The organism is Bradyrhizobium iriomotense (genome assembly GCF_030160715.1).
GTDB lineage: Bacteria > Pseudomonadota > Alphaproteobacteria > Rhizobiales > Xanthobacteraceae > Bradyrhizobium > Bradyrhizobium iriomotense.
Map to the genome: position 1 here is coordinate 158,976 of NZ_BSOW01000014.1, position 19,218 is coordinate 178,193.

The 19,218-nt window shown below is 63.8% G+C and carries 16 protein-coding genes; 8 read left to right on the forward strand and 8 right to left on the reverse strand.

What is annotated here, in order from left to right; all coding sequences use genetic code 11:
* Window positions 1–32: 32 nt before the first annotated feature.
* From QQL28_RS21065 to QQL28_RS21100, 8 genes are all read left to right on the forward strand, one after another.
* Window positions 33–422 carry a c-type cytochrome gene (locus QQL28_RS21065; RefSeq protein WP_284268352.1) on the forward strand — a complete coding sequence of 130 codons (390 nt, stop codon included), beginning with the start codon at window positions 33–35 and terminating at the stop codon, window positions 420–422.
* A 314-nt stretch (window positions 423–736) separates the two neighbouring features.
* Window positions 737–1,018, forward strand: a complete 282-nt coding sequence (locus tag QQL28_RS21070) for a hypothetical protein (RefSeq protein WP_284268354.1) — start codon at window positions 737–739, stop codon at window positions 1,016–1,018.
* 34 nt (window positions 1,019–1,052) lie between these two features.
* Window positions 1,053–1,283: a hypothetical protein gene (locus QQL28_RS21075; protein ID WP_284268355.1), complete on the forward strand. Its 231-nt coding sequence runs from the start codon at window positions 1,053–1,055 to the stop codon at window positions 1,281–1,283.
* 451 nt (window positions 1,284–1,734) lie between these two features.
* The gene (locus tag QQL28_RS21080; protein WP_284268356.1) at window positions 1,735–1,908 is read left to right on the forward strand and encodes a hypothetical protein; all 174 of its coding nucleotides are present in this window, start codon (window positions 1,735–1,737) and stop codon (window positions 1,906–1,908) included.
* 56 nt (window positions 1,909–1,964) lie between these two features.
* On the forward strand, window positions 1,965–2,636 hold the full coding sequence (locus QQL28_RS21085; RefSeq protein ID WP_284268357.1) for a hypothetical protein: 672 nt from the start codon (window positions 1,965–1,967) through the stop codon (window positions 2,634–2,636).
* Window positions 2,637–3,382: 746 nt separating this feature from the next.
* Window positions 3,383–4,576, forward strand: a complete 1,194-nt coding sequence (locus QQL28_RS21090; protein WP_284268358.1) for an efflux RND transporter periplasmic adaptor subunit — start codon at window positions 3,383–3,385, stop codon at window positions 4,574–4,576.
* Between the two features lie 165 nt (window positions 4,577–4,741).
* Window positions 4,742–7,900, forward strand: coding sequence for a multidrug efflux RND transporter permease subunit (locus QQL28_RS21095; protein ID WP_284268359.1), 3,159 nt, complete (start codon window positions 4,742–4,744; stop codon window positions 7,898–7,900).
* Window positions 7,901–8,022: 122 nt separating this feature from the next.
* Entirely contained in the window at window positions 8,023–9,150 is a 1,128-nt protein-coding gene (locus tag QQL28_RS21100) for an AAA family ATPase (protein ID WP_284268361.1), read from the forward strand.
* A gap of 434 nt (window positions 9,151–9,584) precedes the next feature.
* On the opposite strand, the gene QQL28_RS21105 is transcribed toward QQL28_RS21100, so the two are convergent.
* The 8 genes from QQL28_RS21105 to tkt form a co-directional block, all read right to left on the reverse strand.
* Entirely contained in the window at window positions 9,585–10,376 is a 792-nt protein-coding gene (locus tag QQL28_RS21105) for an inositol monophosphatase family protein (protein WP_284268363.1), read from the reverse strand.
* Window positions 10,377–10,459: 83 nt separating this feature from the next.
* On the reverse strand, window positions 10,460–11,539 hold the full coding sequence (locus tag QQL28_RS21110) for a tetratricopeptide repeat protein (RefSeq protein ID WP_284268364.1): 1,080 nt from the start codon (window positions 11,537–11,539) through the stop codon (window positions 10,460–10,462).
* Window positions 11,536–12,222 carry a thiamine phosphate synthase gene (locus QQL28_RS21115; protein WP_284268366.1) on the reverse strand — a complete coding sequence of 229 codons (687 nt, stop codon included), beginning with the start codon at window positions 12,220–12,222 and terminating at the stop codon, window positions 11,536–11,538. The genes QQL28_RS21110 and QQL28_RS21115 overlap by 4 nt, the downstream gene beginning before the upstream one ends.
* Window positions 12,223–12,224: 2 nt before the next feature.
* Window positions 12,225–13,265, reverse strand: a complete 1,041-nt coding sequence (locus QQL28_RS21120) for a class I fructose-bisphosphate aldolase (protein WP_284268368.1) — start codon at window positions 13,263–13,265, stop codon at window positions 12,225–12,227.
* A 218-nt stretch (window positions 13,266–13,483) separates the two neighbouring features.
* Window positions 13,484–14,551 carry a class II fructose-bisphosphate aldolase gene (gene fba, locus QQL28_RS21125; RefSeq protein WP_284268370.1) on the reverse strand — a complete coding sequence of 356 codons (1,068 nt, stop codon included), beginning with the start codon at window positions 14,549–14,551 and terminating at the stop codon, window positions 13,484–13,486.
* Window positions 14,552–14,590: 39 nt separating this feature from the next.
* Window positions 14,591–15,787, reverse strand: a complete 1,197-nt coding sequence (locus QQL28_RS21130) for a phosphoglycerate kinase (RefSeq protein WP_284268373.1) — start codon at window positions 15,785–15,787, stop codon at window positions 14,591–14,593.
* A gap of 141 nt (window positions 15,788–15,928) precedes the next feature.
* On the reverse strand, window positions 15,929–16,936 hold the full coding sequence (gene gap, locus QQL28_RS21135; RefSeq protein ID WP_284268375.1) for a type I glyceraldehyde-3-phosphate dehydrogenase: 1,008 nt from the start codon (window positions 16,934–16,936) through the stop codon (window positions 15,929–15,931).
* A gap of 147 nt (window positions 16,937–17,083) precedes the next feature.
* Window positions 17,084–19,066 carry a transketolase gene (gene tkt, locus QQL28_RS21140; RefSeq protein ID WP_284268377.1) on the reverse strand — a complete coding sequence of 661 codons (1,983 nt, stop codon included), beginning with the start codon at window positions 19,064–19,066 and terminating at the stop codon, window positions 17,084–17,086.
* Between the last annotated feature and the right edge of the window lie 152 nt (window positions 19,067–19,218).

Here is a 19,218-nt window from a genome sequence, read left to right on the forward strand (position 1 = left end):
CACGGTGGAGGCGCACGATGCGGGCATGCAAAATGCAATGGCAGATCTCCGTGATGGCGGTAGGCGCTGTGATGGCCTCATGCATCTACCAGACGTCGCTCTCGCAGGCTCGCGCGGACGATACACCCGAACAACTGTTCAACAACGCATGTCGAACGTGCCACACGATCAAGGAGGGCGACAATCGAATGGGGCCAAATCTTTTCAACATCATTGGAAGAAGAGCGGGGTCACTGTCGGGGTATGGCTATTCCAGTGCAATGAAGGACGCCGACTTCGCTTGGGATGAGGCAAAGCTCGCGCGCTTTATCGCCAGTCCAGACGAGGTCGTGCCTGGCAACAATATGAAGCCCTATAGCGGGCTCGGATCCGGCGATACAAAAAGGATTGTAGCCTTCTTGCTGTCGATCAGCGCTCGATAAAGGCGCCGTCGCCCTCCAGCTTGCGGAGCCTCAACAAGAACCCGACGGCGGGGCGCGAGGTTCTGAATTCGTCGCGCTGATCAGACCGAATTGGGCTCCAGAACCGGAAGTCGCGCACGTTCTGCAGCCTCATTTTCCTGGGAACACGCTCACGGGTCATTCGTGATCGATTGTGCCATGAACGTCGCCGACCGCAGCGCCGATATCGCCCGCGCGCAAATACCTTGCGGCGCAGCTACGGAACACCATCACGCCTGACAAATTCGCGGAACGAAACGGCTCGTCAATCTTTCTCTGGCTTTCGGGAGGTGCTCATGACTTCTCAATCCATAGAAGGCGCGTGTGCGTTCGCTTGGCGGAACTACTTGCTGCTCCACAGCGGCATCAGCGAGAACGATAGCACGCGTTCCGCCCTCTATCGCTACGTCACCAATCTTAGTGATACCGGCGAGTATGATTTCGATCTCTTGCAAATAGCTGCAGTCGCTTATTTGAAGCAACTGGACGAATTGCACGACGATCGAAGTGCGAGGCTCGCGGCGGATCAAATCTTGGCCGAGTGTTTGGAATCGCGCACTGCAAAATCCAACACTTAGCTTTGGCAACAACAGAGCAGAAGGAGCGAACAGCATGATGGACAAGACCCCTAACGCAAACCGAATCGCCAGCGACTCACGAAGGCGGATCACCGCAGCGACGGCAATCGGCATGAATGCCCTGAAGCCAATAATGCACTTTCAGGTCTCAGTGCTGAGGATGTGGGCCGACAGCATCGAGAGGTTCGCCGGCAATTACGAAAAGGGTATGGAAGAAACCGCGGGCGCTGTCGGGGAGCAGTCAGACAAGGAACGCGCCGCGTAAGTTAACGCGAAGGGTTAGCCGGAGTCCGATTTGGGTCACGAGCGTTTTCGATGAAGCCACGATCTTGGTATTAGGCGCCCCCGTAAATATCCCAACTGTCGAGCGCTGCACGGATCGGGTAAGCGCTGCAATTGCAATGCGATCCAACAAAAACCCTCAGCGAACTCCCGTGTGCGAGAAGTGCGAGTGCGAAATGACGTTCCTCGGACGACTGCCCGCGATTGCAGATCGCAAGGCCGTACAAGTCTACCGGTGCCTTCCCTGCCAGCGGATCGCCACGACACCTGTTCAGGACTAAAGGCGCGCGCTACCTGCTCCAAATTGTGCGACGCAGAGATGATCTTCGCTGTCCACTGTTGCCCGTAATGGTACGGGCATTGCGTGTTCGGTATCTTTGGCATCTACTTCAGAATCAAATTTGATGACGATCTGATTTTCGGACGGAGCTCCCGTGAGCGTCAAAGCCATGATGGCGGCGATCCTCCAGAACCAAATGATGTTACGCGGCGTGCATTCACTGACGCCAACTGACTACGAAGAGATCGTGGAGTTGATGATCGAGCGGCTCAAAGAGCTGGATCTTCACTTGGCCGCACGAGAAAAAACCGGCAAGGACAAGACGTAGCAGCAGGCGGAAAGGTTGGAGACCGCGCCGTTTGGCGATCAGCTGGGGCCTTCGTGATGCGCCTGCAAAACCTGCCTTATGATGATTGGCTGGAGCACGCATTTGGACGCGAGGTTCGCTTTCAGCAGGCTCCCTGGTACTTCGATCCGGACCATGATTGGTGGGATCCGCCACCGATGGAGGCCGTGTCTCATCTCACTCGACTGTTTGAAGACCCGGAGCCGGCATTGCGGGGATTTGCCGACAGCCAGATTGCACAAGGTTTGACCTACCTCGTGAATACGAGCGCTAGCGGCGATAACAGATGGCTTTGTTCAATTGATGTGCCGATCAAAGACCGGCTCCGCTGCATAAGCTCCATCGCTACTCTCTTTGCGAAACTGTTCGAGCCTCGTTGCACGCCTGGTCTGTCTCACCTGAGCGAAGCCGATGCTGGAACATTGAACTGTGTTTGCTACATGTGGTGGGACGTGTTTCCGAGCCTGGCGCTTGCCGGCGATCCAGATTTGCCAACTCTCCATGATTGCGCGCTGAGTACCATGGAGCGCGTCCTTCAGCTCGACTCGATTGCTTGCCAGGAGAGCGCTTTACATGGGCTGGGGCATTGGCAACGGGACTACAGCGAGAAAGCCATCCGGATCATAGACCGCTTTTGCGAAGCGCATTCCAAGGCCGACCCCCGGCTCTTGGCTTATGCCCAATCGGCCCGCTGCGGATGCGTGCTGTGATCTTTGGCCTATGCGCTTGCCCGTCCCCGAAAATGCCGGACTGCACCACCCGGTGGCCCGTGATGCCAGCGATGTGACCAATCGTGAAGCCGTTGTTCGTTGGGACGGCGCGGCCTGAGCCTTAGTTTAACCGGCGTGGCGGGGTCGATTGGAGAAATGCAATGCGTCCTATTTTGGCCTTGAGCCTTTTGGTCACCCTGTTTGGCTCTGCAAACGCGGCTACGGTGCATCATGCGCACCAGCGGCACGCTATTGTTCGTCCCGATCCGGGCATGATCGCCTCAGACCCCGCTTCGGGTTTTGCCTACGCGCCAGCTGGGCCGCTGCCCCATTACCGGTCGGCACCGTACAGTGGTTACGATGGGCCGTATCCGGGAGCTTCCCAGGGTTACGCGCCTGGCGAACGCGAAGAATTTCTCGACAGTGTGAGACAGGGTGGTTAGACCCGCTTCGCCTTCAGCAGCGGCAGATCATTTGCGTCGTCGCGGGCGTACGTCTCTGGCTCGCAACGTTTCCTTGCGTTGTTCTGTCGCAGCAAGCAGCCGTGGAACCGGACTCACAATCCGGTGAATCCCAAAAACGGGCGAAAACTCAGCACGATAGGTCGTGTGACATTGAGCCGCCCGAGCGACGCGTTGCGTCGCAGCACATCCATTCTATTTTGAGCCGCAAGCCACGGAGGTTTCGCCCGCACAGGGGCAACCATGCGGCGTGTGAATTTGGACAACATCGGGGCACCCCACTTCATGTCAGGACTTCGAGCGCGATCGGCATGCGTTGCAATGATGCTCGCGGCCTTTGCGCCGCTGCTAGCGGGCTGTGATGAATCCAGCTCCGCGGTTTCCGCCACTCAGCCTTCCGAACCCGATGTCAGCATCGTCGTCGTCAAGCAGCAAGCCCGCGCCGTTGTGCGCGAGCTGCCCGGCCGGATCGCGCCGACGCGCGTCGCGGAGGTGCGGCCGCGCGTCTCCGGCATCGTCGTCGAGCGCCTGTTCCGCCAGGGCAGCGAGGTCAAGGCGGGCGATCCGCTCTATCGCATCGATCCGCGGCCGTTCGAGGTCGAGGTGATGGCGAGCGAGGCGGGGCTTGCCAAGGCCGAGGCCGCGCTGATGCAGGCGCAACAGCAGGCGCGCCGCATCGCCATGCTCACCAGCCAGCGCGCGGCGCCCGAAGCCGAGAACGAGAAGACGATCGCCGCCGAGCGCCAGGCCCAGGCCGAGGTCGAGGGCCGCAAGGCGGAACTCGCGCGCGCCAAGCTCAACCTCGATTACGCCACCGTGCGCGCGCCGATCGACGGCGTCGTCGGCGCGGCCATCGTCAGCGAAGGCGCGCTCGTGGTGCAGAACGAGACCAATCTGGCCACCGTGCAGCAGCTCGATCCGATCTACGCCGACTTCACCCAGTCGGTCACCGAGCTGAACCAGCTTCGCCGTGCCTTCGAGAACGGCGACCTCGACCGCATCGCGGCCGACGCCGCCAAGGTCCGCCTCGTGCTCGACGACAACACGACCTATTCGCTCGACGGCAAGCTGCTGTTCTCCGACGCCAAGGTCGACGCCCATACCGGCCAGGTGACGCTGCGCGGCGAGTTCCGCAATCCCAAGCGCGAATTGCTACCCGGCATGTATGTCCGCGTCCGTATCGACCAGGGCATCGATTCCGATGCGATCGCGGTGCCGCAGCAGGCGATCCAGCGCAATGGCGGCGGCGGCAGCGAGGTGTTCGTCGTCAAGGACGACAACCGCATCGCGGTGCAGCCGGTGCGCACCGGCTCGGTACAGGACGGCATCTGGTTCGTCACCGACGGACTCAAGGCCGGTGACAAGGTCGTGGTCGAAGGCTTCCAGAAGTTCGCCGCCGGCGACAGGGTCAAGCCGCAGTCCTGGGCCGAGGCCGACGCGACGGCGGATGCTCAGCACGCTCAGCGAGTCACGCGGTAACGCCAAAGCGTCGCAAGGGTCTTTGTCCCTCATCCTGAGGAGCCCGCTGGAAGCGGGCGTCTCGAAGGATGGCCGCAGGAGAGAGCCGGGTCTTCATGGTTCGAGACGCGCGTTCCGCGCTCCTCACCATGAGGGACTAATGAAACAACGAGGGTAAAGCGGCAAATGCCGAGCTTCTTCATCGACAGGCCGATCTTCGCCTGGGTGGTCGCGCTGTTCATCTGCTTGGTCGGCGCGATCTCGATCCCGCTGTTGCCGGTCGCGCAGTATCCGATCATCGCGCCGCCCTCGATCTCGATCTCGACCAGCTATCCCGGCGCCTCGCCGGAGAACCTCTACAACAGCGTCACGCGGCTGATCGAGGAGGAGCTCAACGGCGCCTCCGGCATCCTCAATTTCGAGTCCACCAGCGACTCGCTCGGCCAGGTCGAGATCATCGCCAACTTCGTGCCCGGCACCGACACCGGCGCGGCTTCCGTCGAGGTGCAGAACCGCATCAAGCGCGTCGAGGCACGCCTGCCGCGCGCGGTGATCCAGCAGGGCATCCTGATCGAGGAAGCATCCAGCGCGGTGCTCCAGATCATCACGCTGAACTCGACCGACGGCAGCCTGGACGAAGTCGGGCTCGGCGACTTCATGATCCGTAACGTGCTCGGTGAGATCCGCCGCATCCCCGGCGTCGGCCGCGCCACGCTCTATTCGACCGAGCGCTCGCTTCGCGTCTGGATCGATCCGGCAAAGCTCGTCGGCTACGGGCTGACGGCGGATGACGTCAACAAGGCGATCACCGCGCAGAACGCGCAGGTGGCTTCGGGCAGCATCGGCGCCGAGCCGTCGACCGCGGACCAGCGCATCTCCGCGCTGGTGCTGGTCAAGGGCCAGCTCTCCTCGCCGGACGAATTCGGCGCCATCATCCTGCGCGCCAATCCGGACGGTTCGACCGTCCGCCTGCGCGACGTCGCGCGCGTCGAGGTCGGCGGCCTCAGCTACCAGTTCAACACCCGCCTGAACGGCAAGCCGACCGCGGGCCTCTCGGTGCTGCTGTCGCCGACCGGCAATGCGCTGGCGACCGCCAGCGCGGTCGAGGCTAAGATGAAGGAGCTGTCGCGCTTCTTCCCGGCCAACATCTCTTACGAGATCCCCTACAACATCACGCCGGTCGTCGAGGCCTCGATCAAGAAGGTGCTGTCGACGCTGGTCGAAGCCGTGGTGCTGGTGTTCGTGGTGATGTTCCTATTCTTGCAGAACATCCGCTACACCATCATTCCGACCATCGTCGTGCCGGTAGCGCTGCTGGGGGCCTGTACCACGCTGCTGCTTGCCGGCTACTCCATCAACATGCTCTCGATGTTCGGCATGGTGCTGGCGGTCGGCATCCTCGTCGACGACGCCATCGTCGTGGTCGAGAACGTCGAGCGCATCATGGCCGAAGAGGGGCTGCCGCCGAAGGAAGCGACGCGCAAGGCGATGTTGCAGATCACCGGCGCCATCATCGGCATTACGCTGGTGCTGATGGCGGTGTTCGTGCCGATGGCGTTCTTCCCGGGTTCGGTCGGCATCATCTACCGCCAGTTCTCGGTGACGATGGTCGCCGCGATCGGCTTCTCCGCCTTCCTCGCGCTATCGCTGACGCCGGCGCTGTGTGCCACACTGCTCAAGCCCGTCGCGGCCGGCCACGGCCATGCGAAGAAGGGTGTGTTCGGCTGGTTCAACCGCATGCTCGAAGGCGGCAAGGAAGGCTATTCCCGCACCGTCGGCTTCTCGCTGAAGCGCACGGGACGGCTGATGCTGGTCTATGCCGCGCTGCTCGTCGGCCTGTCCTGGGCCTTCGTCAACCTGCCCGGCGGCTTCCTGCCGGTCGACGACCAGGGCTTCGTCACCACCGACGTGCAGGCGCCGTCGGATTCGTCCTATGCCCGGACCGAGGCGGTGATCGAGAAGGTCGAGAAATATCTCGCCGAACGTCCCGGCGTGAAGGACGTCACCTTCCTCACCGGCTTCAGCTTCTCCGGCCAGGGCATGAACACCGCGCAGGCCTTCATCACGCTGAAGGACTGGTCGGAGCGCGGTCCGAAGGACTCGGCAGCCGCGATCGTCTCCGACATCAACCGCGACCTGTCGTCGATCCGCGACGCAAAGATCTCGGCGTTGCAGCCGCCGCCGATCGACAATCTCGGCAACTCCTCCGGCTTCTCGTTCCGCCTCCAGGACCGCGGCCAGAAGGGCTATGCGGCCTTGATGCGCGCCGCCGACCAGTTGATCGCGGAAGCCAATGCGAGCCCGGTGCTGCAAAAGGTCTATGTCGAGGGCCTGCCCGAGGCGGGCGTGGTCAATCTCGTGATCGACCGCGAGAAGGCCGGCGCCTTCGGCGTCACCTTCGAGGACATCAACAACACGATCTCGACCAGTCTCGGCTCGAACTACATCAACGACTTCCCGAACCGCGGCCGCATGCAGCGCGTCGTGGTGCAGGCCGACGCGCGCGACCGCATGAAGACCGAGGACATCCTCAACTACAACGTCAAGAACAGCCACGGCCAGCTGGTGCCGTTCTCCTCCTTCGCGACGGTCGAATGGTCGCGCGGACCGACGCAGATCGCGGGCTTCAACTATTATCCGGCGGTGCGCATCTCGGGCGAGGCAAAGCCCGGCTTCACCTCGGGCGATGCGATCGCCGAGATGGAGCGGCTCGCCGGCAAGCTGCCGCGCGGCTTCGGCTATGAATGGACCGGGCAGTCGCTCCAGGAAAAACTGTCGGGCTCGCAGGCGCCGTTCCTGCTGGCGCTCTCGGTGTTCGTGGTGTTCCTGTGTCTGGCCGCGCTCTATGAGAGCTGGACCATTCCGCTCGCGGTGCTGCTCACCGTTCCGCTCGGAATCGTCGGCGCGGTGATCGCGGCGATGCTGCGGGGGTTGCCGAACGACGTCTATTTCACCGTCGGCCTGATCACCATCATCGGCCTTGCGGCGAAGGATGCGATCCTGATCATCGAGTTCGCCAAGGACCTGCGGAAAGAGGGCAAGCCGCTGGTGGAAGCCACCATCGAGGCCTGCCGCCTGCGCTTCCGCCCTATCCTGATGACCGGCCTTGCCTTCATCTGCGGCGTGCTGCCGATGGCCATCGCCCACGGCGCCGGCGGCGCCAGCCAGCAGTCGCTGGGCAGCATTGTGATGGGCGGCATGATCGCGGTGGTGATCCTGGCGCTCTTGATGGTGCCGGTATTCTTCGTCTCGGTGCAGCGCGTGCTGGCCGGAGATCGGGAGCCGAAGGCGGCGAGGGACGGCGAGGCGTACGGGCCGCCCGCACCGGCAAAAGCCGGCCACTGAGCGCCGGATCGGTCGGCTTGCTTTCTCGGGGGCGTCAATCCAGACTGCAGCTCTGGATTGAAGGGGCATGCATTCGCACCGCAGTACCAATGCATAGCCACCCCGCCGATTGAGAGCATGTGATGCGTCCGACCGACGTTGCGATCTCCAATTATCGCTCCATTCGCCAGCTCTCGATACCCATTCACCCCTTGTCCGTGTTTGTGGGTGAGAATGGTGTCGGCAAATCCAATCTCTACAAGTCCTTGTCATTGTTGCGCGACGCGGCGGCAGGTCGAATCACACGCACGATCGCCGAGGAAGGCGGATTGAATTCCGTCTGCTGGTCCGGCCTTCGCAAGCGAGGCGAAGATGGGCGACTGCGTTTGTCGGCCAGGTTCGATCGTCTCAGATATTCCATTGAGCTCGGATTTCCCGGCCCGGTTGAGGCGGCATTTTCCGGCGAGCCGATGATCAAGGCCGAAAGCATCGAGGCGACGCAAGGCAGTCGAACGGTTCGACTCATGGAGCGGAAAAATTCGCTCGTCAGCGTCCGCGGCGAGAGCGGTGTCTGGAACAGCCACAAGGATGCGGTGCTGCCGTCAGAGACGGCGCTTGCGGGTTTTTCCGACGGCAAGGAATGCCCTGAAATCGACCTGATCAGAAACGCGATGCTGGGCTGGCGATTCTATCATGACTTTCGCACCGATCCGGCGTCGCCGATACGAAAGCCGTGTCTGGCGATCACAACGCCCTCGCTCAGTGCCGATGGAAGCGATTTGGCTGCCGCCCTTGCGACCCTCTATTCCATTCGGGAGGACGCCACCGACCTGCAGGACGCGATCCAGGATGCATTCCCGGGCGCCGAGCTGCGCGCATGGGCAGAAAATGGCTGGTGTGAATTTGATTTGCAGCTGGCGGATATGCCGCGGCCATTCAAGGCTCACGAGTTGTCCGATGGGACGCTGAAATACATCTGCCTGCTCGCGGTATTCATGGGCTATCGGCTGCCGCCCTTCATCGCGCTGAACGAACCGGAGAGCAGCCTGCATCCGTCGCTGCTGGCGCCATTGGCGCGGCTGGCCGCCAAGGCATCGCGCCGCGCGGACATCTGGATTGTCACGCATTCGGAACAACTGATGGAGGCATTGCGAAGCGAGAGTTCGATCCCGCTTCGCCGGGTGATCAAGCAGAAAGGCGCCACCACCATCGAGGGCCTGACCCTCGGCGGTGAGTATCGCGACGAGGAATCCGACGATGACGACGCTTAGTTGTTGCAGATCGAGCCGCTCTGCCGACCCAACGGTTTCGGAAGGAGCAAGTGATCCATGAGAAGCGTGGCCGCCATTGCGATCGCTTACATACTTACGGGCGCTCTCTACGTTTGGCGTGATTTCCGAAAGCCGATCGATGAGCAACCCAGCTATGTCAAGTGGGGCGGCATAGGGACCACACTGTTTATCGTGCTCTACTGGCTCCCCGGAACGCTGTCTGCGGCCTGTCGGGGCGGCGTCTTGCGAGACTTAGCCGTTCCATGGGTAATCTTTGCTGCCCTCACCGTCGCGGGGCTTTACTTCTCAAGTATATAGCTCGCCGCAGGCGGAGCATCCAGTACGCCACGGCCGTTCCGTATCCAACTGACGTCTCTGAAATACTGGATCATCCGCCTTCGCGGATGATCACAGCGTGAGGCTTGGCTCTTACCTTACGCCGACTTCCGCAAAATCTTCACCAGTTCGCCGTGCACGAACTCGTTGCCGCATACGACGTGGCCGGTCACCAGCGCATCGCCCGGGGTTTCGATGTCGCTGACGGTGCCGCCCGCTTCGCGGACCATGATCATGCCGGCGGCGATGTCCCATGATTGCAGATTGCGCTCCCAGTAACCGTCGAGGCGGCCTGCGGCGACGAAGGCGAGGTCGAGGGAGGCGGCGCCGAAGCGGCGCAGGCCTGCGACCTGGTCCTGGATCGCGGTCATCTCGCGGCGGAAGGATTCGTGGTCGCCGCGGCCGATATGCGGCAGGCCGCAGGCGATGACGCATTCGTTGAGCTGGCGGCGGCCGGCCACGCGCAGGCGCTGGTCGTTAAGGAAGGCACCCTTGCCGCGCTCGGCGATATAGAGCTCGTCATTGGCAGGATTGTAGATCACGCCCGCGATCACGGTGCCTTCGCGCGCCAGCGCGATCGAGATCGCAAATTGCGGAATGCCATGCAGGAAGTTGGTGGTGCCGTCGAGTGGATCGACGATCCAGGTGTGGCTCTTGTCGGTGCCCTCGCGCGTGCCGCCTTCCTCGCCGATGAAGCCGTAGCCGGGGCGGGCCTTGGCGAGATCCTGGTAGAGGATTTCTTCGGCGCGCTTGTCGGCGAGCGAGACGAAATTCGCCGGCCCCTTCAGCGAGACCTGCAAGTGCTCGATCTCGCCGAGATCGCGCTTGAGGCTGCGGCCGGCGCGGCGCGCGGCTTTGACCATGACGTTGATAGTTGCGGAATACAGCATGAGTTCAGTCTTGATTGGGGGAATTCGGCCGAAAGCCGTCAGATTTAGGGGACTGGGTGCCCTGCGGCAGGTCCCGCGTCAAGTCATTTGGTCCCGAGCCATTTCTTCGCGGCGGCCTCGGCCTTGGCCCGGTCGTCGGGGGGCAGATCGGTCAATTGCTTGTCGAGATCGGGATCCCCCTTGCCGCCGGTCTTCGCGACCAGGTGCCATTTGAAGCCCTCGACCTTGTCGGCCTGCGTGCCCACGCCGTTGATCAGCACCCAGGCCAGCCGGTTCTGCGCGATCGGGCTGTTTTGCCGGGCCGCCTTGCGAAGCAACGCCACTGCCGCGGGCTGGTTCTTCGGCGTGCCGGTGCCGTTGAACAGCGCGATCGCATATTCGACCTCGGCATCGACATTGTCGGCGAGCGAGGCGGCCTGGAGCAGCCGCACCGCCCGTTCGATGTCCTTCGGCACGCCGGTGCCTTCCTTGTAGAAGGTCGCGAGCGCGTATTGCGCCTCGGGCAGCCCTGCATCCGCGGCCTGGCGGAGCAGCTCGGCCGAGCGTCGGACGTCCTGCGGCAGCGTCTGCCCGTCGAGATAAAGCAGTGCGAGATTATAGGCGGCCTTGGCCTCGCCGAGCTTGGCGGCGGAGGCGAGCAGCTTGACTGCATCGCCCTTGTCGACCGGGCCGCCGCGACCGGCCATGCGCATCATCGCCAGCTCGAACATCGCTTCACGGTCACCCGCATCGGAGGCTCGCTTGTACCACTCGACCGCTTTGGGGTAATCGCGCTTGATGCCGAGCGCGTTGGAATAGAGCTGGCCCAGCATGGTCATCGCCTTGGGATCGCCTCCTTGCGCGCGCGCGGTGGCGAGATCGAACGCGGTCTTGTATTGCCCGCGCTGATAGGCGCCGTACACGAGATCGGCGTTGGAATTGTCGGTCGGCGGCGCCGGGATCACGGTCGCGGCCGGCGGTGGACTCGGCGAAGCCGAGGGCTTTGGCGCCGGCGTCGCCTCCTTCTTCTTGGTGACCGCGTGCGGCTTGATTTCAGGTTTTTCCTTGGGCTTCTCGGGCGCAGGGCTCGGCGTTGCCGTAGGCGGCGTCAGCGAGAGCTGTGCGGCGGCGGGCACGGCGAGGAGCAACAGAGCCAGGAACGATGTGAACAGCAGGAGCTTCATGATCGGCTGCTAGCCATGCTCCCGCCTGCGGGTGCATCCGCATAGGCCTTCTTGATCGCGGCTTCCGCATCGACCAGCGCAGCCTTCGGCCCGCGCGGATCGGCCCAGATGAAATCGCCGACCAGCACGAAATCCGCACCCGCGGCGGCGAATTCGAAGGCTTCCGCCGTCGAGGTGGCAAAGCCGACGCAGGGCGGCTCGAACAGCTCGGCCCACCAGTCCAGCCGCTCCGCGATCGCCTGCGCCGACGGACGCTGTCCTTCCGCGTCGGGCTCGCCGAACAGCACGTAATCCGCGCCCATTTCACCGGCGGACATGGAATCGTGCCGCGTCGTGAGCCCGCCGACACCGGCGATCCGATCCGGCTTCAGCGAGGGCATTTCGTCCTCCAACGCGGCGATCCCGGTTAGATGCGCGCCGTCGGCGCCCCCGCGCGCGACCAGCTCGACATGGCCGTCGAGCAGCAGCGCCGCGCCGGCCTTCTGGACGACCGGCGCCAGCGCCTTCACCCGCGTGATCATCGTGCGCTGGTCGGTTTCCTTCAGCCGCACCAGCACGGCTGCGACGTCGGCGGCGGCGAGCAAAGCGGGCAGCTCACCGAGGAGCGAGACGGGATCGTCGACGAGCGGCGTCGCGAGATAAAGCCGCGGCGCCGGGCGCGCGGGAGCGGAATTGTTCGACAAGTCTAGGCCGCCTTCTTCTCTAACCCGCTGTCCCATTCGCCGCGGCTGGCGAGTGCGTTCATCCGCGCGCGATGGGCGAAGGCCCTTTGACCTGCCGCGACGTTTTCCGCCTTGCCCGACCAGGCCTTCTGCGGCGCGGCCTGGAGCGCGCGGCCGTAGGAGAAGGTCAGCCGCCACGGCAGCGGCCCGAGCCTGTTCATGGCATCGAGATGCGCGGTCGCCTCCTCGTCCGACTGACCGCCGGAGAGGAAGGCGATGCCGGGCACTGCGGCCGGCACGCAGGCCTTGAGCAGGCGCACGGTCTTCTCGGCGACCTCCGCAACGGAGGCCTGCTTGCCGCACTTCTTGCCGGAGACCGCCATGTTGGGCTTCAGCACCATGCCTTCGAGCGCGACGCGCTGCACGCGCAATTCCTGGAACGTCTTGTTGAGCACACGCTGCGTGACGTCATAGCAGCGGTCAATGTCGTGGTCGCCGTCCATCAGCACCTCCGGCTCGACGATCGGCACGATCTGCGCGGCCTGGCACAGCGTGGCGTAGCGCGCGAGCGCATGCGCATTGACGCTGATCGCGGTCATCGAGGGGATGCCCCGGCCGTCAGTGCCGCTGCCGATGTCGATTACCGCGCGCCATTTGGCAAAGCGCGCACCGCGCTCGTAGTATTTCTTCAGGCGCTCGGCGAGCTTGTCGAGGCCGACCGTGACGAGCTCGCCGGGGCACATCGGCAGGGCTTGCGTGCCTTCATCGACCTTGATGCCGGGAATGGCGCCGCTCTCTTCGATCAGCTTCACCAGCGGGGTGCCGTCCCGGGCCGTTTGCCAGATCGTCTCGTCATAGAGGATGACGCCGGAGATGTGCTGGCTCATGGCGTCCTTGGCGCGAAACAGCATCTCGCGGTAATCGCGGCGATTGTCTTCGGTGGATTCCACGCCGATTGCGTCAAAACGCTTCTTGATGGTGCCGGAGGATTCGTCGGCGGCGAGGATGCCCTTGCCGGGCGTAACCATGGCCTGTGCGACCTTGTTGAGCTCAGTCAGATTCATCGAGAGGTCCTCCCAAAACGATTCTGCCTTGCCCGCGAAAATAGACCGTTCTCGGGCAATTGCCGAGTTAACGTTGGTCGCAGGGTAGAGGGGGCCACTGTCATTCCGGGATGCGCCGAAAGGCGCAGGCCCGGAATCCATACCCCAGGCTGTGGTTATGGATTCCGGGCTCACGCTTCGCGTGCCCCGGAATGACGGGAGGGAGTGTCTTCGCTCGCTTACGCGATCTTCGGGTTGAGCTCGCCCTTGGCGTAGCGCTTGGCCATTTCGGCGGTGGTCAGGACGCGCTTGATCTTGGAGGCTTGCCCCGCCGTGTTGAACTCCTGGAGCCGCTGCTTGCACAGCTTGGTCATGGCTTCCATCGCCGGCTTCAGGTACTTGCGCGGATCGAACTCTTCCGGATTGTCCTTCAGGACCTTGCGAATCTGGCCGGTCATCGCCATGCGGTTGTCGGTGTCGATGTTGATCTTGCGCACGCCGTTCTTGATCCCGCGCTGGATCTCGGCGACCGGCACGCCCCAGGTCGGCTTCATCTTGCCGCCGTTGGCGTTGATGATCTCCTGAAGCTCCTGCGGCACCGACGAGGAGCCGTGCATCACGAGATGCGTGTTCGGCAGCTTGCGGTGGATCTCCTCGATCACGTTCACGGCGAGGATGTCGCCGTCCGGCTTGCGGGTAAATTTGTAAGCGCCGTGAGAAGTCCCCATCGCGATCGCGAGCGCGTCGACCTGGGTCTCCTGGACGAACTTCACGGCCTCGTCCGGATTAGTCAGGAGTTGGTCGTGGCTGAGCTTGCCCTCGGCACCGTGGCCGTCTTCCTTGTCACCCATGCCGGTCTCGAGCGAGCCGAGCACACCGAGTTCGCCTTCCACCGAGATGCCGCCGAGATGGGCCATGTCGGTCACGGTCTTGGTGACGCCGACATTGTAGCCCCAGTCGCCTGGGGTCTTGCCGTCGGCCTTCAGCGAGCCGTCCATCATCACCGAGGTGAAGCCGGCCTGGATCGCGGTCATGCAGGTCGCGGGCTCGTTGCCGTGGTCGAGATGCACGCAGACCGGGATGTGCGGATAGATCTCGGTCACCGCGTCCATCATGTGCTTGAGCATGACGTCGTTGGCGTAGGAGCGCGCGCCGCGCGAGGCCTGGATGATGACGGGCGCGTCGACCTGGTTGGCCGCGTCCATGATCGCTAAGGCCTGCTCCATATTGTTGATGTTGAAGGCCGGTACGCCGTAATCGTTCTCCGCAGCATGGTCGAGCAATTGACGCAACGTGATCCGAGCCATCTGTCTTTTTCTCCCGTTTGAGCCTTTCCGGCCAGCAACTTACTTGGTGCGCAAAACCTCGACGCCGGGCAGGGGCTTGCCTTCCATCCATTCAAGAAATGCGCCACCGGCGGTCGAGACATAGGTGAAATCGGAGCCGACGCCGGCCTGGTTGAGCGCCGCGACGGTATCGCCGCCGCCCGCGATCGAGATCAGCTTCTTGGCCTTGGTGCGTTCGGCGGCGTGCTTGGCCGCCGCCACAGTGCCGCGGTCGAACGGCTGCAGCTCGAAGGCTCCCAACGGGCCGTTCCAGACCAGGGTTGCCGCATCGTCAATCGCGGCCTGGACGCGCACGACCGATTGCGGGCCGACGTCGAGGATCATGCCGTCGGCCGGGATCGCATCGAGGCCATAGGCATGCGAGGGCGCGTTGGCGGCGAAATGATAGGCGACGGTCGCGTCCACGGGGAGGATGATTGCGCAGTTCGCGGCCTCGGCCTTCTCCATGATGCGCAGCGCAGTCGCGGCGAGATCCTTCTCGGCCAGCGACTTGCCGACCGCGACGCCCTGGGCGTGCAGGAAGGTGTTGGCCATGCCGCCGCCGATCACGAGCGCGTCGACCTTGCTGACGAGGTTTTCCAACAGGTCGATCTTGGTCGAGACTTTTGCGCCGCCGATGATCGCGATCACCGGCTTGGTCGGCGCTTCCAGCGCCTTCCCCAGCGCATCGAGCTCGGCCTGCATGGTGCGGCCCGCATAGGCCGGCAGCTTGTGGCCGAGGCCTTCGGTCGAGGCGTGAGCGCGGTGCGCGGCGGAGAATGCGTCATTGACCCAGACGTCGCCGAGCTTGGCGAGCTCCGCGACGAAGGTGGGATCGTTCTTTTCCTCTTCCTTGTGGAAGCGGGTGTTTTCCAGGCACAGGATGTCGCCGTCGCTCAGCGCCGCCACGGCCTTGGCCGCAGGCTCGCCGATGCAGTCGTCGGCAAAGGCGACGGGCTTCTTGATCACCTTGGACAGCGCCTCCGCAACCGGCTTCAGCGAGTCCTTGGCGTCGCGGCCTTTCGGCCGGCCAAAATGTGCCAGCAGGATGACCTTGCCGCCTTTGTCGGAGAGCTCGGTGATGGTGGGCGCGACGCGCTCGAGCCTGGTTGCGTCGGTAACGCGCCCGTTGTCCATGGGCACGTTGAGATCGACGCGCAGCAGCACGCGTTTGCCCTTCACGTCGACGTCGTCGAGGGTGCGAAATTTGTTCGCCATCGGACACTCTCTCTTGTCCCGGGCGCTGCGCAGCGCGAAGCGGTGCGCAGCAGAACCGGGACCTGGGCGGGGAGATGGGTCCCGGCTCCGCGGAGCAGCGCAAGCGCGCTGCACCGCGTCCGGGACACGAGACCTACGTTCTTAGATCACCTTCGACATCGCAACGGCGGTGTCGGCCATGCGGTTCGAGAAGCCCCACTCATTGTCGTACCAGGACATCACGCGCACCAGCGTGCCGTTCTGCACCTTGGTCTGGTCCTCGTGGAACGTGGAGGAGTGCGGGTCGTGGTTGAAGTCGATCGAGACGTTCGGCGCCGTGGTGTAGCCGAGGATGCCCTTGAGCTGCTGCTCCGAGGCGCGCTTCATCGCCGCGTTGATTTCCTTGGCGTCGGTGGCGCGCTTGGCGACGATCTTGAGGTCGACGACCGAGACGTTCGGGGTCGGCACGCGGATCGCGACGCCGTCGAGCTTGCCCTTCAACTCCGGCAGCACCAATCCGATCGCCTTCGCAGCGCCCGTCGAGGTCGGGATCATCGACATCGCCGCGGCGCGGCCGCGGTAGAGATCCTTGTGCAGCGTGTCCAGCGTCGGCTGGTCGCCGGTGTAGGCGTGGATCGTGGTCATGAAGCCGGTCTCGATGCCGACGAGGTCGTTGAGGACCTTGGCGACCGGCGCGAGGCAGTTGGTGGTGCAGGAGCCGTTGGAGACGACCAGGTGATCCTTGGTCAGCGTCTCGTGGTTGACACCGTAGACGATGGTCGCATCGGCGCCGTCAGCGGGCGCGGAGACCAGCACGCGCTTGGCGCCGGCGGTCAGGTGCGCGGAGGCCTTCTCCTTGGCGGTGAAGATGCCGGTGCACTCCATCGCGATATCGACGCCGAGATCCTTCCAGGGCAGCTTCGAGGGATCGCGCTCGGCGGTCACCTTGATCTTGCCGGTGCCGAGGTTGATCGTGTCGCCATCGACGGTCACGGTTCCCGGGAAGCGGCCGTGCACGGAGTCGAAGCGAAGCAGATGCGCATTGGTCTCGACCGGTCCGAGATCGTTGATGGCGACCACCTCGACGTCCTTGCGGCCGGACTCGGCGATGGCCCGCAGGATGTTGCGGCCGATGCGGCCAAAACCGTTAATTGCAACGCGGACTGCCATCTTTCGTCTCCTTCAATGACCGTTGTCGTCCCGCAGAACGCAGCTAGCGCGCCTGCGAGGGTTTTTTAGGGCGGACGCCCGGTTCGGCCGGGCGGTACTTGATCATATGGAGAGCTTGGTAGTCCTTTTTTCCGGCAAGCTCAACTCTCAGGAAACGCGCTTCAGGACAGCGTTAACCGCAGCCTCGGCAGTAATTCCAAAGTGCTTGTAAAGATCCTTGGCAGGCGCGCTCGCGCCGAAGGAATGCATGCCGATAAATTCACCATCCTGGCCGATCACGGCATCCCAGCCCCAGCGCACTGCGGCCTCGATTGCGACCTTGACCGGCGTCTTGCCGATGATGGCGGCACGCTTCGCCTCTGGTTGCGCTAACAAGAGCTCGAGCGAGGGCACCGAGACCACCCGCGTCGGGATGCCGCGCTCGGCGAGCTGCTTCTGGGCGGCGACCGCGATCTCGACCTCGGAGCCCGAGGCGAACAGCGTCGCCTTGGCTTCGCCTTGCGCGGCGACCAGCTCATAGGCGCCGTGCTGGCAGGGGTTCTCGTTGGCGGAGCTGCGCAGCTGCGGCAGGTTCTGGCGCGTCAGCGCCAGCACCGTCGGCCCGTCGACGCGGTTGAGCGCCAGCTCCCAGCACTCGGCGACCTCGATGGAGTCGCAGGGGCGGAACACGCGCATGTTCGGAATGGCGCGCAACGCGGCGAGATGCTCGACCGGCTGATGGGTCGGGCCGTCCTCGCCGAGGCCGATGGAATCGTGAGTCATCACGTACACGACGCCCGCGCCCATCAGGGCGGCGATCCGCATCGCGGGCCGTGCGTAGTCCGTGAACACCAGGAAGGTCGCGCCATTCGGCGCGAAGCCGCCGTGCAGGAAGATGCCGTTCATGGCGGCACACATGCCGTGCTCGCGGATGCCGTAATGGACGAAGCGGCCCTTCGGCGTCTTGGCGGAGAAGGCTGTCGCCGATTTCGCCTTGTTGTTGTTGGAGCCGGTGAGATCGGCCGAACCTGCCAAGAACTCCATCGGCATCGCGGCGGCGATCGCCTCGATCGCTGCTTCCGAGGATTTGCGCGTCGCGACGTTGAGCGGATTTTCCAGCAGGCCCTTCTTGTGCGCCTTCAGCGCCTTTGCCAGCGAGGCGGGACGCTCGTGGCGCACGCGGCGCTCGAACTCGGCGCGCTTGCGGCTGCCGAGTTCGCCAATCCGCGCTTCCCACTCCTGCCGCGCAGCCGCGCCACGGCTGCCAGCCGCGCGCCAGGCCTGGAGCACGTCGTCGGGCACCGAGAACGGCTCGAGCGAGATGCCGAGATTTTCCTTGGCGGCCTTGAGCTCGTCGGCGCCGAGCGCCTCGCCATGCACCTTCGCGGTGCCGGCCTTATGCGGCGCGCCATAGCCGATGGTGGTGCGGCAGGCGATCAGCGTCGGCTTGTTGGACTTTTTTGCGCGCGTGATTGCGGCTGTGATCGCGGCCTGGTCCTGGCCGTCGATCTTCTCGGCGGCCCAGCCCGCCGACTTGAAGCGCTTCACCTGATCGACCGAGTCTGCGATCGAGGTCGGGCCGTCGATCGAGATGCCGTTGTCGTCATAGAGCACGATCAGCTTGTTCAGCTTCCAGTGCCCGGCCATGGCGATCGCTTCCTGCGACACGCCCTCCATCAGGTCGCCGTCGGAGGCAAGAACGTAGGTGTGGTGGTCGACGATCTTCTTGCCGAACTCGGCCGCCAGCATCTTCTCGGCGAGCGCCATGCCGACCGCGGTGGAAATGCCCTGGCCGAGCGGGCCGGTGGTGGTCTCGATGCCCTTGGTGTGGAAGTTCTCGGGGTGGCCGGGGGTGAGCGAGCCGAGCTGGCGGAACTGCTTGAGCTGGTCCAGCGTCATGTCCGGATTGCCGGTCAGGAACAGCAGCGAGTAGAGCAGCATCGAGCCGTGGCCGGCCGACAGCACGAAGCGGTCGCGGTCGGGCCAGGCGGGGGCCTGGGTGTCGAATTTCAGGAACTGCGTGAACAGCACGGTCGCGATGTCGGCGGCGCCCATCGGCAGGCCGGGATGGCCGGACTTGGCCTTCTCGACCGCGTCCATCGAAAGCCCGCGGATCGCATTGGCCATACGGGTGGGGTCGACCTGCGTCATGTCTGAAATCCGTCTGAAATGAGGCGCTTGGTGGCGGTGCACGCCCGCGCGGGAAGGAGCCTTTCGGCCGTCGAGGGTCGGGCGCTGGATAGCATCTCGGTTCCGGGAGTCCAAGGCAATCGAACGTGGGGTTGGCCGTAAAAGTTGCTTAG